General features: G+C 60.5%; 24 protein-coding genes and 3 pseudogenes. 13 read left to right on the top strand and 14 right to left on the bottom strand.

Features of this window, described 5'->3' with window-relative positions:
* Positions 1-154: 154 nt before the first annotated feature.
* The 10 genes and pseudogenes from BLT54_RS21385 (at position 155) to BLT54_RS21340 (ending at position 10,013) form a co-directional block, all read left to right on the top strand.
* Entirely contained in the window at positions 155-1,801 is a 1,647-nt protein-coding gene (locus tag BLT54_RS21385) for a Mu transposase C-terminal domain-containing protein (RefSeq protein WP_074646626.1), read from the top strand.
* A complete protein-coding gene (locus BLT54_RS21380) occupies positions 1,794-2,672 on the top strand; it encodes a TniB family NTP-binding protein (RefSeq protein WP_074646627.1) in 879 nt (292 codons plus the stop codon). The genes BLT54_RS21385 and BLT54_RS21380 overlap by 8 nt, the downstream gene beginning before the upstream one ends.
* A gap of 71 nt (positions 2,673-2,743) precedes the next feature.
* On the top strand, positions 2,744-3,688 hold the full coding sequence (locus BLT54_RS21375) for a TniQ family protein (protein ID WP_245708054.1): 945 nt from the start codon (positions 2,744-2,746) through the stop codon (positions 3,686-3,688).
* A gap of 205 nt (positions 3,689-3,893) precedes the next feature.
* A complete protein-coding gene (locus BLT54_RS21370) occupies positions 3,894-4,787 on the top strand; it encodes a DUF1403 family protein (RefSeq protein ID WP_074647456.1) in 894 nt (297 codons plus the stop codon).
* A gap of 1 nt (position 4,788) precedes the next feature.
* Positions 4,789-5,370, top strand: a complete 582-nt coding sequence (gene scpB / locus BLT54_RS21365) for an SMC-Scp complex subunit ScpB (protein WP_074647455.1) — start codon at positions 4,789-4,791, stop codon at positions 5,368-5,370.
* A gap of 382 nt (positions 5,371-5,752) precedes the next feature.
* The gene (locus BLT54_RS21360) at positions 5,753-6,721 is read left to right on the top strand and encodes a Bug family tripartite tricarboxylate transporter substrate binding protein (RefSeq protein WP_074647458.1); all 969 of its coding nucleotides are present in this window, start codon (positions 5,753-5,755) and stop codon (positions 6,719-6,721) included.
* Positions 6,718-7,185, top strand: a complete 468-nt coding sequence (locus tag BLT54_RS21355) for a tripartite tricarboxylate transporter TctB family protein (RefSeq protein ID WP_074647454.1) — start codon at positions 6,718-6,720, stop codon at positions 7,183-7,185. Before BLT54_RS21360 ends, BLT54_RS21355 begins: the two co-directional genes overlap by 4 nt.
* Before the next feature lie 38 nt (positions 7,186-7,223).
* Positions 7,224-8,702 carry a tripartite tricarboxylate transporter permease gene (locus tag BLT54_RS21350; protein ID WP_074647453.1) on the top strand — a complete coding sequence of 493 codons (1,479 nt, stop codon included), beginning with the start codon at positions 7,224-7,226 and terminating at the stop codon, positions 8,700-8,702.
* Positions 8,695-9,480, top strand: a complete 786-nt coding sequence (locus BLT54_RS21345; protein ID WP_074647452.1) for an amidohydrolase family protein — start codon at positions 8,695-8,697, stop codon at positions 9,478-9,480. Before BLT54_RS21350 ends, BLT54_RS21345 begins: the two co-directional genes overlap by 8 nt.
* Before the next feature lie 3 nt (positions 9,481-9,483).
* Positions 9,484-10,013 (top strand): annotated as a pseudogene (locus BLT54_RS21340) (alpha-hydroxy acid oxidase).
* 12 nt (positions 10,014-10,025) lie between these two features.
* Here the strand turns inward: BLT54_RS21340 and BLT54_RS21335 are convergent.
* The 11 genes from BLT54_RS21335 to BLT54_RS21285 all read right to left on the bottom strand — a co-directional run bounded on the left by BLT54_RS21335 (position 10,026) and on the right by BLT54_RS21285 (position 20,580).
* Complete coding sequence (locus BLT54_RS21335; protein WP_074647451.1) at positions 10,026-10,970, bottom strand: SMP-30/gluconolactonase/LRE family protein; 945 nt, start codon at positions 10,968-10,970, stop codon at positions 10,026-10,028.
* Positions 10,971-10,974: 4 nt separating this feature from the next.
* On the bottom strand, positions 10,975-12,267 hold the full coding sequence (locus tag BLT54_RS21330; protein ID WP_074647450.1) for a TRAP transporter large permease: 1,293 nt from the start codon (positions 12,265-12,267) through the stop codon (positions 10,975-10,977).
* Between the two features lie 5 nt (positions 12,268-12,272).
* Positions 12,273-12,785: a TRAP transporter small permease gene (locus BLT54_RS21325; protein ID WP_074647449.1), complete on the bottom strand. Its 513-nt coding sequence runs from the start codon at positions 12,783-12,785 to the stop codon at positions 12,273-12,275.
* A 1-nt stretch (position 12,786) separates the two neighbouring features.
* Positions 12,787-13,764, bottom strand: coding sequence for a TRAP transporter substrate-binding protein DctP (dctP, locus tag BLT54_RS21320; RefSeq protein ID WP_245708092.1), 978 nt, complete (start codon positions 13,762-13,764; stop codon positions 12,787-12,789).
* A 97-nt stretch (positions 13,765-13,861) separates the two neighbouring features.
* Positions 13,862-14,806: a tripartite tricarboxylate transporter substrate binding protein gene (locus tag BLT54_RS21315; protein ID WP_074647448.1), complete on the bottom strand. Its 945-nt coding sequence runs from the start codon at positions 14,804-14,806 to the stop codon at positions 13,862-13,864.
* Positions 14,803-15,846: an amidohydrolase family protein gene (locus BLT54_RS21310; protein ID WP_074647447.1), complete on the bottom strand. Its 1,044-nt coding sequence runs from the start codon at positions 15,844-15,846 to the stop codon at positions 14,803-14,805. The genes BLT54_RS21315 and BLT54_RS21310 overlap by 4 nt, the downstream gene beginning before the upstream one ends.
* Before the next feature lie 3 nt (positions 15,847-15,849).
* On the bottom strand, positions 15,850-17,376 hold the full coding sequence (locus BLT54_RS21305) for a tripartite tricarboxylate transporter permease (protein ID WP_074647446.1): 1,527 nt from the start codon (positions 17,374-17,376) through the stop codon (positions 15,850-15,852).
* Between the two features lie 7 nt (positions 17,377-17,383).
* Positions 17,384-17,845 (bottom strand): tripartite tricarboxylate transporter TctB family protein, encoded by a 462-nt coding sequence (locus BLT54_RS21300; protein WP_074647445.1) that lies wholly within the window; start codon positions 17,843-17,845, stop codon positions 17,384-17,386.
* 61 nt (positions 17,846-17,906) lie between these two features.
* Positions 17,907-18,860, bottom strand: coding sequence for a Bug family tripartite tricarboxylate transporter substrate binding protein (locus BLT54_RS21295; protein WP_074647444.1), 954 nt, complete (start codon positions 18,858-18,860; stop codon positions 17,907-17,909).
* Positions 18,861-18,886: 26 nt separating this feature from the next.
* Positions 18,887-19,567: an RraA family protein gene (locus BLT54_RS21290; RefSeq protein WP_074647443.1), complete on the bottom strand. Its 681-nt coding sequence runs from the start codon at positions 19,565-19,567 to the stop codon at positions 18,887-18,889.
* Entirely contained in the window at positions 19,564-20,580 is a 1,017-nt protein-coding gene (locus tag BLT54_RS21285; RefSeq protein ID WP_074647442.1) for a hydroxyacid dehydrogenase, read from the bottom strand. Before BLT54_RS21285 ends, BLT54_RS21290 begins: the two co-directional genes overlap by 4 nt.
* Positions 20,581-20,642: 62 nt before the next feature.
* Between BLT54_RS21285 and BLT54_RS21280 the strand changes: the two genes are divergently transcribed.
* Complete coding sequence (locus tag BLT54_RS21280) at positions 20,643-21,659, top strand: LysR family transcriptional regulator (RefSeq protein ID WP_245708091.1); 1,017 nt, start codon at positions 20,643-20,645, stop codon at positions 21,657-21,659.
* 81 nt (positions 21,660-21,740) lie between these two features.
* On the opposite strand, the pseudogene BLT54_RS22970 reads toward BLT54_RS21280, so the two are convergent.
* Positions 21,741-21,926: pseudogene (locus BLT54_RS22970) on the bottom strand (hypothetical protein); the annotation flags it as partial.
* Between the two features lie 92 nt (positions 21,927-22,018).
* Positions 22,019-22,789: a Fic family protein gene (locus BLT54_RS21270; RefSeq protein WP_083351938.1), complete on the bottom strand. Its 771-nt coding sequence runs from the start codon at positions 22,787-22,789 to the stop codon at positions 22,019-22,021.
* Between BLT54_RS21270 and BLT54_RS21265 the strand changes: the two genes are divergently transcribed.
* A complete protein-coding gene (locus BLT54_RS21265) occupies positions 22,677-23,030 on the top strand; it encodes a nucleotidyl transferase AbiEii/AbiGii toxin family protein (RefSeq protein WP_083351939.1) in 354 nt (117 codons plus the stop codon). The two genes, BLT54_RS21270 and BLT54_RS21265, sit on opposite strands and share 113 nt — an antisense overlap.
* A 127-nt stretch (positions 23,031-23,157) precedes the next feature.
* Here BLT54_RS21265 and BLT54_RS21260 read toward each other — a convergent pair whose 3' ends face one another.
* Complete coding sequence (locus BLT54_RS21260) at positions 23,158-23,565, bottom strand: hypothetical protein (RefSeq protein WP_074647440.1); 408 nt, start codon at positions 23,563-23,565, stop codon at positions 23,158-23,160.
* A 161-nt stretch (positions 23,566-23,726) separates the two neighbouring features.
* Between BLT54_RS21260 and BLT54_RS21255 the strand changes: the two are divergent.
* Positions 23,727-23,991 (top strand): annotated as a pseudogene (locus tag BLT54_RS21255) (hypothetical protein); the annotation flags it as partial.

The raw sequence follows: 23,991 nt of genomic DNA, 5'->3' as shown, positions 1-23,991 counted from the left end.
TGTCGGTCTGCCGGAATTCTTGAGACTGCGTTCCATGTGTTTTCAATAGCTTGCCTGTGTCGCATTTCTGAAACCGATTCAAGGTATGTGAGACTGGACGCCGATTTGAATCACCATTGGTGAGACTATCCGGCATCCATGCACTGAGTAAGTTATGTCCGATAATTTTCCAGCTGACAAGGATTGGGAAGAGGCGGAGTTTCGCGCCCGGGTGCTCGCGGAGCTGCCGGCCCAGCTGACTCAGGGCAATGTCGACTGGGCCATACGTCAGCTAAATGTCAGCCGATCCACGCTTTTTCGTCTGGTGAAGCAGTTCCGCGAGGACGGGCGGACCAGTGCACTTCTGCCGGACACCCGGGGCCCCAAACCTGGCATGCAGCCGCTGGACCCGGCGGTGGAAGAAATCGTGTCCCGCCACTTCAAGGGGCTTTATGCCACCCGCCGCAAACCTACCAGAACGCGGTTCTGGCGGGAGGTCGCCGCCGATTGTCGGGCTCAAGGGCTGGCACCGCCCTCGATCCGTCGTCTGGGGCGCTGGCTGGAGCAACATGACCAGGCTAAGCTGATGGCCCGGCGAGAGGGCAAGGACAAGGCCGACCGGCGCTATCTGGCCACGCCTGGGGGGCTGGTCGCCAACGATCCGCTGGATATCGTCCAGATCGACCACACCAAGGCTGACGTGACAGTGGTAGATCCGGTGACACGACGCCCGCTCGGTCGGCCAACGCTGACGGTCGCGATCGACGTGAATACCCGCATGGTTCTGGGCTTCCACTTGTCCCTGGAACCGCCCTCGCTGCTCTCCGTCGCCCTCTGCCTGACCCATGCGGTGATGGAGAAAATGCACTGGCTGACGGCGTGCGGGATCAGCACGGAGTGGCTGGCGCGGGGCATCCCGACCGCGATTTATGTGGACAATGGCGCGGAGTTCCATGCCCGGGCTTTTCAGCTTGCCTGTTCCGAATACCAGATCGACCTGCAGTACCGTCCGCCCGGCACGCCGCGCTATGGCGGGCATATCGAGCGGCTGATCGGCACGATGATGGGCGCGATTCACCTGCTGCCGGGCTCGCATTTCTCGAACATCTTCGAGCGCGGCGATCTCGATGCCGAAGCCGAGGCGGTGATGACCTTGCGCGAGCTGGAAACCTGGCTGGCGCTGGAAATCACCGGCTCCTACCACGCGCGGGTGCATAGCGCGTTGGAAATCACGCCCTCGGCGGCCTGGGCAACACGGGTGGACGAAGTCAGACTCCGTATACCCGCCGATCTGCGCCAGTTCTTGGTCGATTTTCTGCCGTCTGAGCAGCGGGTTTTGCAGCGCGACGGCCTGCATCTCTTCCACATCCGCTACTGGGCGGACGAGTTGCGTTGGCTGATGGGCCGGGAAAGCCGCAAGTTCACGCTCAAATACGATCCGCGCGATCTCTCGCGCATCTTCGTGCTGACAGAGAGTGGGATCATCGAAGCCCGACCTGCTGATCTGACACGGCCTGCGATCACGCTCTGGGAGCACCGCGCGGCGCGGCGGGCCCTGCGCGAGGCTGGACGTCATTCTGTGGACGAGGAGTTGATTTTCAGGACGATCGAGGCGCAGCGCGACCTCGTCGACACCGCGGTACGGCAGACCAAGGCCACGCGGCGTCATCAGGCGCGGCGGGCGCATCTGGCACCCCGGCGCATGATCGACGTGACACCGGATGACGCCGCGCGAGATGCCTTGCCCGCGCTGGAAGGGGAGGGGAGCCCGTTCCTCAGCCATCCCGGCTTCAAGGTCGAGGAATGGTACGACGATGACTGAGTTCCCGCATCTCTACCCGGGAGCCGGCAAGATCGCCGCGCTCAGCGCCGACGAGCGCATTCACCGGATTCGCGCCGACCGCTGGGTCTCCTATCCCAGGGCCGAGGCGGCCTTGGAGAAGCTGGAAACGCTGATGTCGTTTCCCGAGCGCGCCCGCATGCCGAACCTGCTCATTGTCGGTGACAGCGGCATGGGCAAGACGATGATCATCGAGAAGTTCACCCGCGATCACGCGTCGAGCTTCGACGAAGCCAGTGGACGGCTGCATATGCCGGTCGTTGCGGTGCAGATGGTCTCGGGGCCCGACGAGTCGCGCTTCTACCGCCGGATCCTGGCGGCGATTGGAGCCCCCGAGCCGCCGCGGGCGACACTATCTGTACTTGAGAGTCTGGCCTTGCGACTGCTCGCCGAATTGCGCCCGGGGATGCTGGTGATTGACGAGATCCACAGCCTGCAGGCGGGCACGATCCGCGAACAGGCGCGATTCCTGAACATGCTGCGCTTTCTGGGCAACGAGCTGCGCATCCCGCTGGTTTGCGTCGGCACCGCACAGGCCCGCAACGCGCTGCGCACCGATGATCAGCTGGTGCGTCGCTTCGAGGCCTTCGCATTGCCGCCCTGGCGGGAGGGCGAGGATCTGAACGGGCTGATGAGCACGCTCACGCGCACGCTGCCGCTTCGGCGCCAAAGCCAGATCGACGGACACGCGCTCGCGCGGATCATCAAGGTGACTGGCGGCATCACCTCGGGCATCTTTTCGATCCTGTCGCAGCTGGCGATCGCCGCCATCGAAAGCGGCGAGGAACGCATCCTCTCGCGCGATATTCTGGGTGGCGACCGGTTGCAGGCGGTCCTGGGAGAGCCGGTGTGACGGGGTGCGGGCGCCTGCCGGTTGTTTACGCCCCCGAGGTCGACGAACGACTGTCTTCCTGGGCCGCGCGCATGGCCCCGTTCTACGCCATGACGGTTTCGGAATTCGTTGCAGCGCTTGGCCTGAAGGGGCACGACGTGTTCGACCTGGAATGGCGTCTTTCGGAAGGGCAGGGGGCTCTGATCGCGGCTTGGACCGGCCTTTCGCCTGAGACCGTGCAGGCCATGACCTTCCGGGAGTTGGGGTCTGCGGCGCGCATGATGATCGCGCGGAAGAACCGGCATACGTGTCCGCTCTGTCCCGAAGAGCTGCATCGCAAATCCGCCGCGCTGCCGTGGCGATTCAGTTGCCCGGTGCATGCTGTGGAGTTTCGGGACGCGACCGGCGAGACCCTGTCCGACCGGTTCGGTGCGGATTGCTTTAAGAAACTTGAAGGGCATGCCGAGGCCGGTGCCGCGTATCTGGATGCCTGGGCGCGCAGCGCGGGGCAGGGAGACCTGGAAGCGCCCGAAGTGCTTCAGGTTCTGACGGCGCGGCATCGCCGGGCCTCGCCGCCGAATGTCGACGAGCAACCGCGGATGTCGCTCCAGACCCGGCGGGACTACCATGATTTCCTCACCACGCCGATCCTCCGGCAGGCGCTGACGGTCGTCGTTCCCGAATACGATCAGGTGGCGCCAGTCCTTACCAAGCCGGTGCGCCCCGGTCTCCACGCCCTGGCGCAGGGCTCGCTGTTACAGGCCTTCGCGCTGACGGTTGGCATCGACCGGATCATCGAGGATCCGGTCAAATGGGCGATCTCAATCAAGCTCATGAGCGACGCGGAAGGGCAGGGACGGGTCCGGGAAGCGCTCCGATCATGGCCACTCTCGTTGAGGCGACGCATCTCGGCCCGGTTCTGGCGCGCTGAGCGCGACGAGAGCGCACGCCAGTCTGCCGAAAAAGCCGCGAGACAGCGCCAGTCTCACAAATACCGCACCATCCAGTCTCATAAATACCGGTACAGAATCTCATGAACCCCGACTCGCTTTTCAGGGAAGTGCTTGAATCTCATGAATTCCGGCCATCCGACAAAAAAACCGTTCATTATGAGACTGTATCGTAGCGTATTGCAATATGTCCGATAATGCAAACTTATTGGACATGAATGGATTGTACAAGCTGGGGCGGTTCTGGCGGAAATATCTGGCAGAAAGCGCCGCCTTGAAGTAGGCTCTCAACATGAAAACCGAACATATCCCTCAACAGCCCAACCACAACACATTACCCCGGATGCCCACCTGGGTCACCACTGCACATGGCGAAACCCTTGAAGCTGTGGCGTTTTTGTCAGGGGCGGCGCTCAGTCACATGCATCTTGTGTTGGTACGCGAAGAGGTGCCCCAAGCCTTGTTGCGGGACAGGCTCGCGTTGCGGGCAGCAGAGGCTTGTGTCGCGTTTTCCGGGCGACCGGAGAGGGCAGGGGAGCTGCGTGATGCGGTGCACCTGCTGCGCCCCGGCGATCTGCCGGGACCGGCGGGCGAAACTTATATGTCCTGGCGGCGCGCGGTGGAGCGGCCGGTTTCGATGAAGGGGTTGCATCGCGCCTTGCCTGAGTTTGAACCTGACCAGATCGCGAACTGGCTCGACCAGTGCGACGCGGGGCAGGGCACGCCGGTCGCGCGCGCAGCAACGGTGCTTGAAGCCGTTCTGATGGATGTTCCGCGCGCGGAGGTCTCGGCGCTGATCCTGGCAGATGCCGCCTTGGCACAGGCGCTTGGCTGGACGCATCTGGTGCCACTGCTGTCTTTGGGTCTGAAGCGTGCCGACCTGTATAAGCGGGGCGAGGCGTTGCGGCTGGCGTGCCACCGCGCGGTGACCACTTCGGTCCCCGAGGCTGTACGCCTGTCCTTGGACCTGACGCGGCGGGTCGCGCACTTAAAAGCGGTGGCACCGAAGCTGCGCGCCAAGGGGGCCGGGGACGCCGTCGAGATATTCCTGACCTGCGATGCTGTCGCGGCCTCTGCGTTACCTTTGCCGGATCGCGCCGCGCGTCGGCTTTGCGACCGGCTGGTCGATCTCGGCGCTGTGCGCGAGTTGACCGGGCGTGACACCTTCCGGCTGTACGGGGTGTAAAATGGCAGAGTCAGGGTTTGATCGCGAATTGGCCGACCTGCCGCCCGAGCTGCGCTGGCGCGAATGGATGCGCCGGATCGAGGCGGTGCTGTTTGCCTCCGCCTCACCGGTCCCGCGAGAGGATCTTTCGCGTGTGGTGGGGCAGGGGGCGTCCGTGGATCTGTTGGTCGAGGACCTCGCCGTTGATCTTGAGGGACGAGCCTTTGAGATTGCACAAGTCGCCGGTGGGTGGATGTTTCGGACGCGGCCCGTCTACGCCCCCGCGATCCGCGCCGCGGCGGATGTCGGGGATCAGCTGCTGGACCTGAGCAATTTCGATATCGCCGTGCTGGCCGCCATCGCCTACCACCAGCCAGTCACCCGCGACGGGCTGAAGGACATTTTTGGCAAAGAGATCAACCGTGAGCTGATCGGGCGGCTGCATGCACGGGGGCTGATCGGGACCGGGCCGCGATCCCCTCAACGCGGCGCGCCCTATACCTTCGTCACCACCGAGCAGTTCCTCGTCGCCTTCGGGCTAGACAGCCTGCGCGATCTGCCCGATCGGGAGCTGCTCGAGGATGCGGGCTTGAAGGACGGATGAGGAACGCGTTTCGCGAAAGGTGCGACACCGATGACGCCGCCCGGCTGACAGCCAGCCCCGATGAAGAGTATAGGCTTGGCAATGTCGGACCCCGGTCGGCGCGGGAGCCTTTTACCCGATTACGCGCTTCCTGCAGAATAAATTCGGACGATCCAGCATGAGCTATGCTTAATTAAAGAATTAGAATAAGGCGCTTTAGTTAAGCAATGCTTTTTGTATGATGTTGGATGGAGGGGCCCGGAGTTCATCTTGCCGCAGACAGCGACAGCGTTTTATCGAGTGTCGGGACGCGGTGACGTGGGAACAACAGAGTGAGTCGCGGTGGGCCAAAAGTTCTCGCGCAAGGCTTGCGAACCGGACCGATATGCAGATGGAGGAAACCATGCAATTCACCCGACGTTTTAGCCTTGCCATATTGGTTGGCATTGCCTTGTCGCCCGCAGCAACACTGGCCGAAGAACTGGCCGAAGAGGGTTTTCCCAGCCGACCGATTACGTTCGTGGTCCCCTACGGCGCAGGTGGAACTACCGACATTTCTGCTCGTCAGATGGCAACGATGGCTGAAAAATTGCTCGGCCAGCCCATCGTTGTCGAGAACCAGCCCGGCGCGAGCGGCACCAATGCGATGCGTGCGGTCGCCTCAGCGGATGCCGATGGCTATACCCTGATCGCTACCACGTCGTCGCCGTCCTTCGTGACGCCCGCTCTCCGGGATGTGGGTTATGATCCACTTTCCGACTTCACAACCATCCTGAACTATTCTGGTCCGTTCCATGGTGTCCTCGTGCCAGCCGACTCGCCCTATCAGACCCTCGACGAGATGATTGAAGCAGCCAAGAGTGGAGCGGTAACATACGGGACCGCCGGAGCAATGGGCGGTGCTCATTTGGCATTTGCTTCTATTGCGGCGGAGATGGGGGGAAATCTTCAGCACGTGCCATTCGACGGCGCGTCGAAGGCGACGGCTGCGGTGCTGGGTGGTCACGTCGATGCAGCGCTTGTGCCCGCCTATCGAGACCTTGTGCTGGACGGCCAACTGCGGCTCTTAGGTGTTCTGGACGGCACCAACGACCCGGACTTCCCCAATGTGCCGACTCTGAAGGACGCTGGCTACAACGCCGAGTTCCCCTCGATCGTTGGCATCATGGCACCGGCCGGTCTGGACGCCGCAATCCGCGACAAACTGGAAGCAACCTTCACAGAAGTTGCATCGTCCGATGAGTTCAAGACCTTCATGACTGAGCTTAGCCAGCCTGTGCGGATCATGACCGGCACCGAGTTGACTGCGACGATCAAAGAAAACCTGAACGCCTACCGAGAGATCGCCAAGTCCATGGGTCAGTCGAATTGACCGTAACAACGAACCCGGGCGGAGCATTCCGCCCGGGATTCCGTACACTAACCTGTCTGGTGTTGCTGGCCGGTTCTCTGGCAGGGCTGTACCTTCTAGACAGGCAGATCGAGGTCTTTGGATTCGGTGCTCAGGGACCGGATGCGCGGACTTTGCCGCGCATTGTGCTTTGGGTGCTCACGGCGGCGCTGCTAGCACGCCTGGCCGTGAGCTGGCGGACGCCGGACGTCTATGCCGGCCCGCCGCGCCGGGTTCTGCGCGTGCTGATCGTGATCGCGACCACCATCACCGCGCTTTGGTTGATGCCGCGTTTCGGGTTCTTTCCCGGAGCGGTCGTGGCGGGAATTTCCGTGACGCTGTCGCTCGGCGAAAGGCGCCCCCTGCTGGTTGTCGGCGTTCCGCTGATCCTGGCCGCCGCCGTCTTCCTTGGCGGTCGGAACGGGCTGAACATACCGCTGCCGTGAGACTCATCGACACGGCCTGACAACAAGGATCACTCGCATTGCTCTTCGACGCCTTTCTTGAATTGATGGACATCTGGGTCCTGACTGCGGCTGTTGTGGGCATCGTGTCCGGCATCATCATCGGAGCGATTCCCGGGCTCGGCCCCACAATGGCAATTGCCCTGTTGATCCCAGTCACATTTTCGATGGAACCGATCCCAGCGATCATCCTGCTTCTGGGTGTCTACCAAGGTGCAATTTTCGGCGGGTCTATCTCTGCCGTGCTACTCAATGTGCCAGGCACGCCGTCATCTGCTGCGACCGCGGTCGACGGTTTCGCCATGGCGCGGCGCGGCGAAGGGGGCCGTGCCTTGCGCATCGCGCTTTATTCCAGTGTCTTCGGAAATGTTTTTAGTTGCATCGTCTTGATAGCCCTGGCCGAACCGCTGGCCCGCTTTGCTCTCGACTTCGGGCCGGCCGAGATGACCATGCTGATGCTGTTCGCGCTTTTGGTGATTACCCTGTTCGGCGGCGGGTCGCGGCTCAACGCGCTGATCATGGTGCTTGTCGGCATCTGTGCGGGCATCGTAGGGCTAGATCCAATCAGCGGTACGCCGCGCTTTACCTTTGGGTCGTTTGCGTTCGAGAACGGGTTCCAGTTGATCCCCGTCCTGATCGGACTCTTCGCGGTTTCCGAAGTGCTGCTTCAGGTCTTCGAGCGCGAGCCGGTCGCAACCGATGCCGAGATGCCCGAACTGCAAAGTTCGGCCGTGCGCCTGGTTGAACTTTGGCGAATGCGGGCGACGCTGTTGCTATCCTCAGTGATCGGCACTTTCGTCGGCATCCTTCCCGGGATTGGTTCGACGGTACCAGCCTTCATGAGCTACAATCTCGCACGATCGCGATCCTTGGAAAGCGAGACCTTCGGCAAGGGCGCGCCGGAAGGCGTTGCTGCGCCGGAAGCCGCCAACAATGCCGTCACCGGCGGAGCGTTGGTGCCGACCCTTGCCCTTGGTATTCCCGGCGATGCGGTGACCGCCGTCATCTTGGGCGCTTTCATGTTGCATGGGTTGGCGCCCGGCCCGTTCCTGTTCCGCGACCACGGGCTTGAGGTCTATGCGATCTTCGAGGCATTATTGCTTTCCTCCATTCCCACAGTGATCCTGGGCCTTTTGTTTTTTCGTGTGGCAATTCACGTCACCCGGATCAAGCCGAAGCACCTTTTGCCTGCAATCACTATCCTCGCGATTTTTGGGGCGTTTTCCGTCAATAACAACCTGTTCGATGTCTGGGTGATGCTGGGTGCGGGTGTTTTCGGGTTTATGTTCCAGCGTGGCGGCTTTCCGCTTCCGCCACTGCTGATCGGCCTGATCCTCGGGCTGCCATTCGAGCAAAGCCTGCGACAGGCGCTGCTTACCAGCGGCGGCAGCTTTGAAATCTTTGTCCACTCGCCCATCACCGTTGGCCTGCTGGTACTGATCGTGATCAGCGTTGCGATCAGCGCATTTCTGGCCTTGAGGACGTCGCGCAATGCATGAAATCTGTGACTGCCACCTGCATTCCTTTTCCAAGAGCGACAGCCCGCCGGCCGGGGCCTACGTGCCGCCGCCGCTCGACATCGTCGATTACGCGGCAAAGGCTTTGCCTCTGGGGATTGTCCGCGCGGTCGTCGTTCAGGCGTCAGTCGATGGGACAGACAACAGCCGGCTGGTCGACGCTCTGGCCACCGAAGCGCCGCTTCAGCTCCGTGGCGTCGCGACCATCGACCCCGAGACTGCCGACCTGCCGGCGCTGCATGCTGCGGGCGTACGCGCCATACGGATTCAGGACCGCGCCCGCCTTGGCGATAGCGCGCTGCAACACCTGCCGGAGATGGCCAGGTCTGCTGCATCGATCGGGTGGCATCTGGAGATCAACACCGAGCCGCGCAGTTTTGCCGCAATTGCGGGCCTGATGCCTACCTTGCCCGAAGGGATGGTGCTGATCCTTGACCATATCGGTCACGTCGATCCTCTGGACGCCGCCACGCAACAGCCGTTGTTCCGGTTGATGGACAGCGGGCGCGTCTGGGTCAAGCTCTCGCCGACGCGGGTCAGCAAGCGGGTAGGCACCTACGAGGACTTGGCCGAACTGGTATCACGGATCGGACAGGACTACCCTAACCAATGCATTTGGGGAAGCGATTGGCCGCATGTAATGACGTCGACGCCGCTTCCGGAAATTCCCCCGATGCTGGACCTCTGCCGCGCAGCGCTGAGTTCAGAACAATTCCATCGCTGTATGTGGTTGAACCCAGAACGGCTCTATGGCTTCTGAAACATGTTACTGACGCTCAATGATTTCGAACATGCTGCGCGGCGCCACCTTCCGCGGCCATTGTTCGGATACATCGCGGGCGCGGCGGAAACCGGAGCTGCTGAAGCCGACAACCGAGCGGCCCTGGACGCTTACAGGTTGGTCCCCTCGGTGTTGCGCGGCGTGCAAGGGCGGACGACCACTTGTGATTTATTGGCCGAAACCTGGTCGGCTCCTTTCGGTATAGCGCCGATGGGCATCGCCGCGTTGATGGCGCGGGATGGGGACATGACCATGGCGCAAGCGGCTAGCCGCGCAGGCATACCTTATGTCCTCAGCGGATCTTCCCTTACACCGATGGAACGGGTGATCAAATCCAATCCCCGACCTGGTTCCAAGCCTATTTACCGGGCGAGACTGACCGTATCACGACACTGATCGACAGAGTGCGCAGCGCCGGTTTCGGTACTTTGGTGCTGACGGCGGACACCGCTGTCCTTGCCAACCGTGAAAACAACCTGCGCGCCGGGTTCTCTTTTCTCTGGCACCGATAAGATGACCGCAAGCTAGAGCCAGCCCGAAAACATCGGTGCACCGGAGATTCCCAGCTCTGGCGCGAACTCGGCTTTCAGGATGCTGCCGCTATCCGATTCCGTGATGAACAGGGTCCGCCCGTCCGGGCCACCGAAGGCGCAATTTGTCGTGCCCAACCCCTGCGGCGACCGCACCACGGCAATCGGACGCCCCAACACGTCGTGCACCCAGATCAAGCCCATACCCGTCTGGCAGACGACGACACCGCCTTGATCGGTCAGAGCGAGCCCGTCCGGCCCGGCGCGTCCGCCGGAGAATTGGATGAAAAGACCAGCCTTGTTCACCCGCCCGTTGGGCGACAGGGGCAGACGCCACACGGCATTGGCGCGGGTGACGGCCAGGAACAGCATGTGTTCGTTCAGGTCCAGCACCAGCCCGTTGGGGCTTGGAACCTTGTCGATCAGGCAGGTCAGCGCGCCGGTATCCATCTGCCACCGATAGACGCGTCCGGTCGGATCTTGCAGCCCGGTCTGGCCCTGATCGGTGAAATACAGCGCGCCGTCGTGTCCGAAATGTAGGTCGTTGCAACCCTTGAATCCTTCGGTGTCGCAATCACGCAGAGCATGCGTGACCTCCCCTTTGTCTGGGTCCAGCTGCATGATTCCGTTCTGGAAATCCGCGATGAAGATGCGGCCGTCGGCGTGGATCTTCAGCCCGTTGGGCTGACCGTCGTATTCCGCGATCTGGCCCACCTCGCCCGAAGACGTCACCCGGAAAACGCGACCGAAGGGGATGTCGACGAAATAGAGATTGCCCTGTCGGTCGAAGGACGGCCCTTCGATAAAGCTGTCAACAGCCTGACCGCGGCGATTGCGGTCGGCCCAATAGGACGTCACTCCGGGTCGGCGCAGCGCAACCGGCAGTTCTGCGAAGACCTCGGCATCAATGACGACAGGTTCAGGAAAGGGATAGGTCATGGTGTCATCCGAAAGTAAAGGTGGGCAGGAACAAAGCGATCTGCGGGAAGGTGATCAGCAACAGTATGAAGCCCAGAATGATCACAAAGAACGGCAGGGTTCCCATGATCACGTCTTCCACTTTCACCTTGTCCGACGAACTGGCAACAACAAAGAGAATAACGCCGAGCGGCGGCGTAAGCTGACCAAGCTCGACGAGGATCACCACAAAGACACCAAACCAGATCGGATCGACATCAAGCGCAATCAATGCCGGAAAGATGACCGGAACGATGATCGCGATCATGCCGAGACCTTCCATGAAACATCCGAGGATGGCGAATACGACCATGACAATCAACAGGAAGGCGAGGCGTGAGACTTGCGCATCCTCAAGGGCAGCGACAAGATCCTCGCCCACGCCGGAAAGCGCGGTGGCATAGGCGAAGATCATCGAGGTGAAGACGATGAAGAGGATGTTTCCGCTCATACTCGCGGTACGCGACAGCGCATTCACGATCAGTTTCCAGGACAGCTTGCGATAGAGTGCAGCGATCAGGATCGCGCCGACGGTTCCGATGGCACCCGCTTCGGTTGGCGTGGCAAAACCCCCGTAAATGCTGCCCAACACGATGACGATGAGCATGAGGAACGGCACGATATCCAGCAGCGCGAGACCAAGTTCGGCCGGTGTGGCGCGACGTGTGTCGCGCGGCGCGAGTGCGGGGTTGTTCCAGACCCGCAGCATGATGAAACCCATGTAGCACAGTGCCAACAGGATGCCCGGAATGAGACCGGCGGCGAACAGACGCGCGATCGAGGTCTCGGTGAAGGTGGCATAGATGATCATGGTGATCGACGGGGGGATCAGGATGCCCAGCGTCCCGCCCGCCGCAAGTGAACCGGCCGTCAGGCGCAGGTTATAGCCGCGTGAGGCCAGTTCAGGCAGTGCCACCGTCGACATGGCGGCGGCGGTCGGTGCGCTGCCGCCAGAGATCGCGGCAAAGATACCACTTCCGGCGATATTCGTGTGCAGCAGCCCACCTGGAAGACGCCGCATGAAGGGGGCCACTCCGTTATAAAGCCGCGTGGACAAGCCCGAGCCCAACAGGATCTCGGCCATCAGCACAAAAAGAGGAATTGCCGCCAGTGTAAAGCTGTTGGACGCGCCCCAACTGACGATCCCGAGCGCCTTGAAGCCACCAAAGCCTTTCAGCAGCCAGATATAGAACATCCCGGCACCAGCGACGGCAAACTGGACCCAGAGACCGCCAACGATGAGGCCGATCAGCAGGCCAAATGCGAGAATTGCTTCCATCAGAATCAGTCCTTAAATCTGTCGAACGTGAGCAGAAATTTCTCGCAGATGAACACGCCGATCATCGCAAACCCCAATGGCATCAGCATCTGCGGGATCCAGAGCGGTGTGCGCAGCACGGTCGGTGCGAACTTTTCACGCACCAGAGAGCTGAGCATCAGGTCCTTGGTCTTCCAGGCGAGGACAACGCAGATGATCAGTGCAAATGCCGCAAATACGCGGGTCAGCCAGATGCGGGCGCTTTCAGAGAGGGCGTCAAAGACAAAATGCACATGAAACAGCGATCCCTGCCGAAGGGCGAGCGATGCGCCAAAGAACGTCAGCATGACGACTGCGTAGCCGGTCAGTTCCTCAGCAAAACCTAGGGAGTAGTTGAAGGCCCCGCGCAGGAATGCCTCGCCGCAGACAAGCGTGACCAAGGCGACCAGAACCGCACCGGTGGCAAGGCGGGTCAGTCTCTCTGTCGCTTCGAAAATGGGACCGGCTGATGCCGGTCCCTGATCGTATTGCTCCTGCATGTCACTTACCGATCACGTTGCGGACGGTCTGAAGCGCGGCTTCGTATTCCGGGCCGTTCTCCTTTGCCCAGGCCTCCCAGAAGGGCGCCAGCTTGACGCGTGCAGCCTCTGCATCGCCTGCCGCCGCGTTCACAATCGTCATACCTGCCGCGGCTTGCGACGTCATCTGGACACCTTCGTCTTCGGTGAAGGCCGCTGTGGTGGCCGGACCTTCTTCGGCGACGATGGCGCGCAATTTGGCCTGCGTGTCCGCACTCAGTGCGTCGAACGCGTCCGCGTTGGCGATGATCATCGAGTTGCCGTAGTTCACTGCGAAACGATAATTGTGGGGCAGGAATTCATGCCAGTTCTTGGCCCCACCGGCCGACGCCGTCAGCACGCCCTCGATCACGCCACGTTCCAGAGACGTCGGAACTTCGCTTCCGGCAAGCGTAATCGCTGCGCCGCCGAACTCCTCAATGAACCGTCCCTGCTCAGGTGAGGTTACACGGATCTTGTGTCCTTCGAGATCGTCAAGGCTGTCGATCTCGAAAGTGGTGAAAATCGTCTGCTCCGGATAGCGGTAGTGCCCAAGCAAGACCACGTCCTGCGCCGCGAAAGCTTCGACCAAAGCCGGTTCCATCGCCGCATAGGCCTTGGCCCATTCCTCATCGTTCTCGATCAGCATCGGTAGGTTCAGGACCCGTGCGAGCGGCACATTGCCCGAAAAAAAGAAGTCAGCGGCAAAATCGACAACGCCGTCACCGACAGCCTGCGTGATGTCCGACGACGCGATTTGAAGCGTCTTGCCAAGGTGCAGTTGAATCGTCAGGTCGCCGGCAGTTTCTTCCGCAACGCGCTCGGCAATCCGGTTCATGCCCTTCACTGCCGCAGTCGTCGACACCGAAGAATAAGTATAGGCGGTCCATTCCTCGGCCTGTGCCGCAGTGGCGGACGCCACGACGAGTGCGATTGCACCCAGTGCATTTAGTTTCAACATGTTTCTCCTCCTATTGCACCCTCACGGGATGCCATTGTTTTCCTGCAAATGTAGGGATTGCGATTGAAATGGAACGTGTCACGCGCCCTCCAGCCCTCTAGTTCCAGGGCGTTTCTTCCCAGATCTTGCGGGCGACCTCGTCCTGCGCCTTGGCGACCTCGGCGTAGGCATTTCCGGCGCTGAAGGCGATCGGGTTACCTTGGTCCGCCATCATGGTCTGGAACTCGGCATTGGCGTTTACCGCACTCAAGGCATCCCGCAGCGTTGCGGCGATTTCCGGATCGAGACCCGCAGGCGCGACGACGCCGCGCAGTGAGGACATCGTCACATTGAGGCCCAGCTCTTTTGCCGTAGGAACCTCGGAGCGGAACGCCGATCTTTCACCCGAAAGTACGGCCAGAACACGCATTTCATCCTGAAAACCGATGGTCTGGCTGAGGGTCATTGTGCCGACCGCCACATGTCCGCCCATCAGGGCCGTTCGCGCAAGAGCCGCTCCCTTGAAGGGCACGAGCGTGAACTCGGCACCTGATGAGGCGCTGATCATGTTGGCGGAGAAGTGATCATTTCCGCCCAGCGACGACAGGCCCACCGTGATGGCACCCGGTGCCTCCATGGCGCTTGCAAGAAGGGCTTCGAGCGACTCGAAGTTCGAAGATGTGCTGACCACGAGAGTGTTGGGGTCGTCCACGAAGTTGGCCAGGTAGGTAAAGCTGTTCACGTCATAGCTGGCATCGCGGTCGTTGGTCAGGGCCAGGGCCGCCGGCAGGTTGAAGATACCGATCGTGTAGCCATCGGGTGCAGCCGTGGCGATTTCCGTGAACCCGATCTGGCCGCCGGCGCCCGGAACATTCTTGACCACAACTGACGCCCCGTCGCCCAATTCCGCCTTAAGGAATTGGGCGACAGTGCGCGCCAGTACATCGCTTCCACCTCCGGCAGAATAGCTCACGATCAGCTTGATCGGTTTCTCGGGGTATTCGGCAAGCGCCGGCAATGCCGACAGGCCCAATGCGAATATTGCCGCGATAGTCTGTTTCATGACTGTGTCCTCCCAGTGTCATTCCAGAAAAGTTGTTCTTCGACCCCATAAGCGCGAGCAGCCGATCGCCAGAACACGTCATGCCGTTCGTCGTCGGTCAGGGGTTCCGAAAGCCGCTTGAAGGCATTCCACAGGGCGCGGTAGCCGAATTGCCCCTTGTCCACCGGGAAGTTGCTTTCAAACATTACGCGCCGAGTGCCGAACAGATCGAGACAGGTTTCGACCCAAGGCGCCCAGTCCGTCGCCATCCGGCTGGAATGCGGCGGAAGGGGATCGTCGGCATAGTCGTAGCCCATGACCGACAGCCCGAAGCCGCCAATCTTGATCCGCGTATTGGGCAACTCGGCGAGGCGCGCCAGAGCGCTGCGCCACTGCTGGAAGTGTTCCGGATCGCCACGCAGATATGGACCAACACCCAAGGGGCCGCCGCAATGGTCGAGTATCACAGTCAGGTCCGGGAGGGCGTGGGCCAGTGCGTGAACCTCGTGCAGTTGGGTGTGATAGGCCCAGATATCCATCGACAGGTTTCGGGAGGCAACGGCGCGTGCTCCATCGCGGAACGCTGCACATCTCAACAAGCCGTCCGGTGCCGGATTTGGATTGGACCGCACCGCCGGATCCGCATGATAGGCGGTCGTGTTCCGGATTCCCTTTAGACGCCCAACACCCGCCTCAATCAACGCATCGAGAACGGGGCCGACCGCATCGCCCAGCTGAAGATCGGCAAACCCCACGATGCCGATCGGATGATTGGGCGTGTCGTGCCCCCAATCCAGGATAGTCTCGATTTCACCCAATGGCCGCATCTCGTCCGGGCCATTGCCGCGGTAGCCAGTGCGACACTGAACGTAGAGACTGGCCCGCACGTCATGCCCGTCGGACATGTCTTTCATCAACTCCGCTGCCCGGTACCGGTTTCCCGGCCGGTCCCAGAGATGGTGATGCGCGTCGAAGATCGGCTGTTCGGGGGACAGAACCTCTTCGCAGCCCTGCGCGAGCCAGGCTTCGCGTATGTCGAGATGAGGGCTGCGAAGGGTCAAGGCTTACTCCTCCATGCCGGTCTTGGAGCCAAGCTCTGCCTTGAGCCGCTTGTTGACATAGCGGCGCTTGATCAGCGGGCCGACGATGACCGCGATGGTCAGCGCGACGATGACAAGGCTGGTGACATTTTGGAACAGGATCGTCCAGTCGCCGCGCCCGATCCGCAGGGCAAGCCGCAGGTTTTCCTCGGCAAAGGCGCCAAGGATCAGGCCCAGCACCACCGGCGGCAGTGGGAACTTCAGCTTGTCCATGACATAGCCGATCGCCCCGAAGCCCAGCATCAGGTAGACGTCGAACATCCGACCGTGGATCGAGTAGACCCCAATCAGCATCAGCACGATGATGACCGAGCCCAAAAGCGGACGCGGCAGGTTCAGCAGGCGTGCAAAGCTGTTGGTGGCCAGCGAACCGCCAAGGAAGACCAGCAGGATCGCGCCGAACAGGAACTGCCACATGAAGCCAAAGACGACGTCGGGATTCTCGCGGAACAGCATCGGGCCCGGTTGAAGCCCGTGGATCATCAAGCCGCCCAACATCACAGCCGCGACAGCCGTCCCGGGGATGCCCAGCGTCAGTGCAGGGATCAGAGCCGAAGCGGTGTCGGCGTTGTTGGCAACTTCGGCTGCCGCGACCCCTTCGGGCTCGCCATTGCCCCAGGTTTCGGGCGTCTTAGAGGCGCGGCGGGCTTCATTGTAGGACATGAACGCCGCCATCGAGCCGCCCGCACCGGGAAGGATACCGATCCAGATGCCGATCAGCGAGCCGCGGATCCAGGTCTTCCAGAACCGGCCCATGCGCGGCAGGGTGCGCCAGATCGGCTCGGTGCCCAACTTGTTCGCGTCCGTTTCGGTTTTGAGCGGCGTTTCCAGCAAGTCAATGACAGGCGGCAACGCGTAGAGACCCACCAGCAGAATGACGATGCTGATGCCGTCCAGCATTTCAAGCTGACCGAAGGTGTATCGATCGGTGCCAAAGATCGGGTCGGCCCCGATCACAGACACAAATACTCCGAAACAGGCACTTATCAGACCTTTGACCGGGCTTCCGCCAAGTAGAAAGATGATGGAGGCGAGGCCGAAGATGGCCACCCAGAACACTTCAGAGGGGCCGAAGAGCAGCGTCACTTGCGACAGCGGCGGCGCGAGCAGCATCAGTGCGAAAGCGCTGGCGATGCCGCCGATGGACGAGGAGACGACAGCGACCTGCAGCGCGAACCCGCCTTCGCCCTTCTGGGCCATCGGGTAGCCATCAAAGGTGGTGGCGACCGCTGCGGGGGTGCCGGGGATGCGCAAAAGCACGGCGGGAATGGCACCGCCGTACATGGCGCCGTTGTAAATGCCGGCCATCAGGCCCAGAGCGACCAGTGGTTCCAGCCCGAATGTGAAGGGCACGAGGACAGAAATCGCCATGGTTGCGCTCAGCCCCGGCATCGCGCCAACGACGATCCCGGCGATTACGCCGATGATGACGGCCGCGAAATTTGCGAGGCTAAGGACCTCGGGCAGGGCGTTCAGAAGATCGGAATACATGTTGACCTCATTTTTCCCAGAGACGACCGGACGGGAATTCCTGAGACATCCCGAAGTCGAAGATCAGCCAGATCGAACCGACCACGACCAGCGTGGCGGCGGCAAGGCCGAGCGGGTGACGAAATCCGAATACCCAGGCCACGAGCGGGATCGAGATGACGGTACTGGCGTAAAAGCCGACGAAATCGGTGGCGAGCGCGTAGGCAACAACCAGCAAGAAGGCGCCGGCCACCCGTTTCGGGGCCTGCGTCATCGGTTTTGCCTCTTCGTTGGCGGCGGCCTTGCGTTGATCCGAAAGCAGCAGCAGGATCGACAGCCCGATCAACCCTATCAGCATGGCTGCGGGCAGAAGGGCGGACATTGCACGCATTCCGAAAGTCGGGACAAGGAGCGCCGCTGAGATGGCGGTGATGCCGACTGCGGTCAGCGTTTCAGGCCGAAGCAATCGATTGTTCTGGGGTTTGGACATAACTCCGGCTCCTGATTGGGTAAGGGAAGGGCGCGGGAGATATCCCCCGCGCCCGCGTGGATCAATTCCAGGGCGTGGTTTCCCAGACACCCTTGGCAAGATCGTAGAGGCTTGCGGTAAGCGCCTTGAATTCGGCACCTGTCACCACTTCGACCGGATTGGCGGTCGCCGCCATGGCCGCTTGGAATTCCTCATCACCGGCAAGCTGACCGAAAGCGTCGAGCAGCTTTGCCTCGATGTCTGCGGGCAGACCGGCGGGTGCCACGAAGCCGCGCATCGAGCCGTTCAGCAGATCAAGCCCCTGCTCCTTGAAAGTGGGCAGATCGGGCGCGAAAGGCGACCGCTCGGCCTGGGCGACGCCGAGGATGTTCAGCTCTTCCTGAAATTCGGCGACCTCGGAGATGTTGAGGATGCCCATGGCGACGTGCCCACCCATCAGCGCCGTGCGCGCCGGGGCCGAACCCGAGAACGGAACGATGGTGAATTCTGCCCCGGTCAGCTGCTGCAACTTGATCAGCATGAAGTGGTCGTCTCCACCAAGGCTCGACATGCCCACAGTGACAGCACCGGGATTGGCCGTGGCTTCGGCGATTAGCTTCTCGAGCGTATCGAGATCACCGCGCTTGGAGGTCACGATCACGTTGGGATCGTTCACGACGTTGGCGAGGTAAGTAAAACTGTCGACATCATAGGCAGATTTGCGGTCGATGGTACGCGCCATCATGCCAGGCAGGTTGAAGGTGCCGATGGTGTAGCCATCGGGGTCGGCACCCGCGGTCTCGGTGATGCCGATCTGGCCGCTTGCGCCGGGCACGTTCTTGACCACGAGGCTCGCGCCTTCGCCCAGATACTTTTCTATGAAGGGTGCCGCGGTGCGGGCCATCACATCGGTGCCGCCGCCAGCGTCGAAACCGACGATGATTTGGATCGGTTTCTCGGGGTAGTCCGCAAGGGCGGCACCTGCGGACAGGATTATTGCGCCAACGAGTGCGGTCTTCTGGATAAGTTTCAGCATGGGTATCCTCCTGTTCATGCTATTGGTCAGTCTTCAGGGAAGGCGCAGCCGAGCTTTTTCAGCGCGGCATCCACCCATGCCCGGTCGTTCGTGCCCTCAGCAATTGCCTGCATCTGGCGGGTTTCCGCCTCGAGCTTGGCCTGTGCCTTGCGAAGGATCTCTTCGGCTTCGGCGGTTGGAATGCAGAGCACGCCGTCGCCGTCACCGATTACGATGTCGCCGGGATGGACAACCATGCCATCGATACTGACCGGCACGTTGATTTCGCCGGGACCATCCTTGTAGGGACCGCGGTGTGTAACACCGGCAGCAAACACCGGATGGTTCGTCTCACGGATCGCATCGGCATCGCGGATCGCGCCGTTAAAAACCAGACCCGCCACGCCGCGCTTGATCGCATAGGCCAGCATCATTTCGCCAAAGAGCGCATTTGTGGTGTCGCCGCCGGCATCGACCACGATGACGTCGCCGGGTCCGGCCATGTCGATCGCCTTATGCAGCATCAAGTTGTCGCCCGGTCGCGCCTTGACCGTAAGCGCCACACCGGCCATTGGGCCTGTGGCATGCATGGGCCGGATGCGCGACCCGGCCGCCGTCATGCGCGACATGCTGTCCGAAACATTGGCCACCGGCAGCTTTGCGAAGGCGTCAACTTGTGCCTTTGGCGCAACCTGTGTGCGGTTTAGAATGCGAAATCCGATAGTCATGGTCTGTCCTCTACTTTTTCCGGAGCGGCCGTTGCGGCGTCCAAGAGCTTGCGGTTGGCGATGCGTTCAGCCGGCAGCGGATTGCCTGCGAGCAGATCGAGGATGCCCTTCACCGCTTCGACACCCACACGGGCGTTTGCCTGACGTGTGACACCGCCGATATGGGGGGTCATTACGATGTTCGGCTCTGCGAAATACGGATGATCGGTGGAGGGCGGCTCTACGGCGAATGTGTCGAGCCCCGCGCCCGCGAGATGCCCCGACTGAACCGCTTTCAGAAGCGCCACTTCGTCAATCAGCCCCCCGCGCGCGGTATTCACCACATAGGACCTTGCCGGCATGCGCGCGATCGCTCCAGCATTCAAAATCTGCCGTGTCTGGTCGTTCAACGGGCAATGCAGGCTCAGGACGTTCGAACGTTCAAGCAGCTCCTCGAAACTGGCGCAACGCGTTGCCGATTGGGCCGCAAAGGCCGCATCCGGCGCAAAGGGATCATAGCCGGCAATGTTCAAGCCCAGCCCCCGCGCCATGCGTCCTGTCGCCTGCGCAATTGCGCCCATCCCCATGAGGCCAAGCGTTGCTCCCGCGAGTTCGTGGCCAGCGAAACCCGGCTTTTCCCAGCGTCCCGCACGCAGCCCTGAATCCAGCGGCAAAATGCGTTTCACTGTTGCCAGCATCAGCGCGATCGCATGTTCCGCCACCGAAACCGCATTGGCGCCGGTAGCAACCAGCACCGGGATGCCACGTTCGGCCGCAGCAGCAAGATCGATATTGTCTACACCCACGCCGTGTTTGGAGATCACGCGCAACTGTGGCGCGCGATCCATGACACTGCCATCGATCCGCCCCATACGCGAGACAATCCCCACAGCGCCGGTGTGGTCCATGTAGTCGGAAATCACTGCGCTGTCGGCATAGGGAGGCGTGTGTACGGCCTCGTAACCGTGTTCAGTCAACAGGCGGGTAGCGCTCGGATCCAGATCGGGGCCGGTCACGAGAATGGTCTTGCTCATCGCAAAAAATCTCCGATGTGCGTCCGAGATTGAGACGCACTTATTGGGGTTTCGGTTTTGGTATGGCCACGATCCATCTCCCAAAAGATCGCAGCAGTCCTCCTGCTCTGAGTTACTTAACAGACAGAACATCTTTACAAAAACGCGTAATTCTGGTTATTAAGTTAAGAAAATCTGGATTTATAATGGACACACGACAGCTTCGCACACTTCTCGCCATCGCGAGTCATGGCACCTTCGCCCAAGCTGCGGATATCGTCGGATTGACTCCCTCCGCCGTCAGCCAGCAGATCAACGCCCTTGAGCAGGAACTGCGGACAACGCTTTTTGACCGCTCTTCGAGGCCGCCAAGGCCGACACCCCATGGGATGCAAGTCATTGAGGTTGCAAGAGCAATCCTGCAACTTGAGGAAGACACCAAGTCCAGCCTGCGCGGCGACCAGATTGCCGGAACGCTGATGCTGGGATCGGTTCGCTCCAGTGCTTTGAATCTTCTGCCAAAAGCCATCGTGCAGATGCGCAACCAGTATCCCTTGCTGAAAACGAACCTTCGTGTGTCGCTGTCATCCACGCTGATCGCAGATGTCGCAGCGGGTCGGCTTGATGCTGCCGTCGTCGCGGAACACGTCGGTTTCCCGAACGCCTTGCGCTGGAGTCCGTTCCTGCGCGAACCACTTTGGCTGATAGCACCAAAGGGAACGCGATCATCCGATTCGATACATTTGCTGAACACCAGCCCCTATGTACGGTTCCGAAGCACGGTTCCGCTTGCAAACCTCATTGACACGGAAATCTCGCGGCTTGGCTGTGTTACGCAAGACATCGCGGAGATCGACACGATTGGCGCAATAGTGACCTGCGTCCGACAGGGTCTTGGCGTCTCGGTCGTCCCGCATGTTGCGCTGCAAGAACCCGAAGACCTAGAGTTGGTTCGATTGCCCTTTGGACAGCCCCAGATCAATCGGCAGATCGGTATCGTGGAGCGAACCGTGTCACCACGAGGAGAAATCATTGCCCGCCTGCATTCGGTCCTCGCAGATTTGTGCAGAGCGCATGGCGTTGAGCGCAAGCGGGATTGAAATGGTTTTGTGGCTACCGCAGGACGTAGTCCTTTCTCACTATCCTTAAAGCATTTCAAATAGCGGCTATTCGAGTATAACCTAAGCTGTCAGAACTGGAGAAGACCAAGGCCTTTTGACGTTCACTTCAGGCGAATGATGGCGCGCCGCGCGGGAGATGAAAGCGTTGAAACTTTCGTCGGTTTTGCAACAGCGCATTGCGATCCTTCTGTATTCTTTCAGCTTTCCAATGAAGTTCTCGATCAGGTGCCGCCATTTGTAAGTGTCGATATGTTGATGCTCGAGTTTGGATGGCGAGGGTGTTGGATCATCTTTTTGCCACGCGAAAAAATGCGACGCGAATTGATTGATCTTGAAGACTATTCGCCAGAACCAAAGGTTTCGTCATAGATACGTTCAATCCGCGCCGCTTCATCGTCGGACAAAGCTCGAAATTCATTCTCCCTTGCACGGCGGGAGAGTTTTCCGCCGTTCTGCTGTAGGAAGCGGAACAGTAGGTCGATGGTGCGTTCGGGCATGTCGACAATGTCTTCGACCTGGCCTCGGAACGCATCGTAGTTTCGCAGGAATGCCGTCTCAGACGGCAGGTCTTTCTCAATCGTCTTCTGAACGCATGAATAAAGAAATTCTGCGTGCGGGGTCGCGTCGAAGAAGCGGTAAAAATCACCCGTGTCATTCAAGACAGAGACGTTGAATTTCTCCGTCGGCTCCCACGCGATCAGCGGCAGCAGCCGTGTGGAATAGCTTTCAAGGACCGTTCTGTACTCATCGATGCGCTCAAAGATCGCGGCGGCCACCGGGAAGACCACGCCGGGCGGGTTGAAGCCGCGTTCCGCCAAAACATGATGAATCAGGTAGCGGTGCAGTCGGCCGTTGCCGTCTTCAAACGGGTGGATATAGACAAAACCGAAAGCGAGGATTGCGGCAGCAACAACAGGATCGACCTGATGCGCTGCTCCTTGGTCAAACGCGATCATGCCGTCGGTCAGGGGTGAAAGATTTTCATGCCGCGCGCTGATGTGGTCAGGTAGGGGCATGCGTGTCTCGCGGTCATGCTCGCCAACAAAACCGCCCGCCACTCCTCGGGTGATGAACGCAGAACGGACGTTTTGGGAGAAGGCGACGGCCATCCATGCATATTGCTTGCGGGGCGCGTTTCGAGGCGGCGACCGCTATGCGCGTCACTGGTACGATCTTGATCGCCTGCAGGCCGTAGGTGTCGCCTCAAAGGCGCTGGAGAACAGGGCACTGGCGCAAGACTATCGGAAAATGCAGGAAGTGGGACTGCTTCAGTCAGACGCTATCGCGTTCGATGAGCTGATGGCTTGCTTAATGCATCTTCAAGACCAGGCCAATGTACGTTCAGGATAATGATCGTGCTTTGACTGAAGAAACGGTCAATAACCCGAAGTCGGGTTGCCAATGACTGACCAGCATTATTTTGATGTGGTCGTCGCAACAACGCACCATTTTGATCCAACTGAGCGCTTTCGCTAGGCTAAAGCGTTGCGCCATAAACCTGAATCACGGGTTTATGGCGGAGCGCCCACAACATGGATATGTCTGGTAGCGTCACGCCTTTCCCCTGTCTCAGGTTAAAGGCGTGACGCTTTAGGTCTCCGAGACGGCAAGCGTCGTCCCAATCTTGCAGAGAGGCCTTTTCGCGGAGTAGCTGCACAAGCCCTGCGACGAAGGCTTCCGCGTCGCATTCCTGCAACTCGCCGTGATCATAGCGCGCAGGTTGACCAGGCCTGAGGGTTTGTCTGACTGGTAAGAGCTTGTTGTCTCCGGCGTGGTCCTCCCGCCATTGCCAGCGGCTGGTGAGGATACGAAGCCCATCTCGCACTTCTTTCCATTCTTCACCGATGTTGCCGATGCCTTCCGGGATATGGACCTCAAGGATCACCTCTGATGGCTGATCCTCAGGCGCATTGGCGCAACGGTCACGAGACCAGTCGAACTTCTTGCTACCCTGTGCGAGCTCGTACGCTCTCAGAAGTTTCCATGCAGGAGGTCGCGCTTAGCGGATAGGTTTGGCGCACAATCAAAAGAGAGGAGATTTCCAAGATGATGACACCATCTATTGCGGCGACCTGCTTTGTCGCCATTGATCTGAGCAAATCGAAATGGCTGGTTGCGCTTGATGCGCCGCATTTGGCCAAGATCAAGTCTGTGCGTTTGGACGGGTTTGACACGCCGGGACTGATCGATCTGGTTCGAGCGACCGTCGCGGCGGCGACGGAGCTTTGCGGAGCGGATCAACGACCTGTCGTTTGCTTTGAGACCGGGTACGACGGTTTCTGGCTTCAGCGGCTTTTGTCCAACGAAGGGA

This window comes from Celeribacter baekdonensis, assembly GCF_900102315.1.
GTDB lineage: Bacteria > Pseudomonadota > Alphaproteobacteria > Rhodobacterales > Rhodobacteraceae > Celeribacter > Celeribacter baekdonensis.
Note: the sequence above shows the minus strand (reverse complement) of the source record. Positions and strands in the feature narration are given on the sequence as shown.

Bases quoted from the DNA above. Each gene is read 5' to 3' on its own strand.
- BLT54_RS21385 (WP_074646626.1), top strand. From the start codon at position 155: ATGTCCGATAATTTTCCAGCTGACAAGGATTGGGAAGAGGCGGAGTTT.
- BLT54_RS21380 (WP_074646627.1), top strand. From the start codon at position 1,794: ATGACTGAGTTCCCGCATCTCTACCCGGGAGCCGGCAAGATCGCCGCG.
- BLT54_RS21375 (WP_245708054.1), top strand. From the start codon at position 2,744: ATGGCCCCGTTCTACGCCATGACGGTTTCGGAATTCGTTGCAGCGCTT.
- BLT54_RS21370 (WP_074647456.1), top strand. From the start codon at position 3,894: ATGAAAACCGAACATATCCCTCAACAGCCCAACCACAACACATTACCC.
- scpB (WP_074647455.1), top strand. From the start codon at position 4,789: ATGGCAGAGTCAGGGTTTGATCGCGAATTGGCCGACCTGCCGCCCGAG.
- BLT54_RS21360 (WP_074647458.1), top strand. From the start codon at position 5,753: ATGCAATTCACCCGACGTTTTAGCCTTGCCATATTGGTTGGCATTGCC.
- BLT54_RS21345 (WP_074647452.1), top strand. From the start codon at position 8,695: ATGCATGAAATCTGTGACTGCCACCTGCATTCCTTTTCCAAGAGCGAC.
- BLT54_RS21335 (WP_074647451.1), bottom strand. From the start codon at position 10,970: ATGACCTATCCCTTTCCTGAACCTGTCGTCATTGATGCCGAGGTCTTC.
- BLT54_RS21330 (WP_074647450.1), bottom strand. From the start codon at position 12,267: ATGGAAGCAATTCTCGCATTTGGCCTGCTGATCGGCCTCATCGTTGGC.
- BLT54_RS21325 (WP_074647449.1), bottom strand. From the start codon at position 12,785: ATGCAGGAGCAATACGATCAGGGACCGGCATCAGCCGGTCCCATTTTC.
- dctP (WP_245708092.1), bottom strand. From the start codon at position 13,764: ATGTTGAAACTAAATGCACTGGGTGCAATCGCACTCGTCGTGGCGTCC.
- BLT54_RS21315 (WP_074647448.1), bottom strand. From the start codon at position 14,806: ATGAAACAGACTATCGCGGCAATATTCGCATTGGGCCTGTCGGCATTG.
- BLT54_RS21305 (WP_074647446.1), bottom strand. From the start codon at position 17,376: ATGTATTCCGATCTTCTGAACGCCCTGCCCGAGGTCCTTAGCCTCGCA.
- BLT54_RS21300 (WP_074647445.1), bottom strand. From the start codon at position 17,845: ATGTCCAAACCCCAGAACAATCGATTGCTTCGGCCTGAAACGCTGACC.
- BLT54_RS21295 (WP_074647444.1), bottom strand. From the start codon at position 18,860: ATGCTGAAACTTATCCAGAAGACCGCACTCGTTGGCGCAATAATCCTG.
- BLT54_RS21290 (WP_074647443.1), bottom strand. From the start codon at position 19,567: ATGACTATCGGATTTCGCATTCTAAACCGCACACAGGTTGCGCCAAAG.
- BLT54_RS21285 (WP_074647442.1), bottom strand. From the start codon at position 20,580: ATGAGCAAGACCATTCTCGTGACCGGCCCCGATCTGGATCCGAGCGCT.
- BLT54_RS21280 (WP_245708091.1), top strand. From the start codon at position 20,643: ATGGCCACGATCCATCTCCCAAAAGATCGCAGCAGTCCTCCTGCTCTG.
- BLT54_RS21265 (WP_083351939.1), top strand. From the start codon at position 22,677: ATGTGGTCAGGTAGGGGCATGCGTGTCTCGCGGTCATGCTCGCCAACA.
- BLT54_RS21270 (WP_083351938.1), bottom strand. From the start codon at position 22,789: ATGGCCGTCGCCTTCTCCCAAAACGTCCGTTCTGCGTTCATCACCCGA.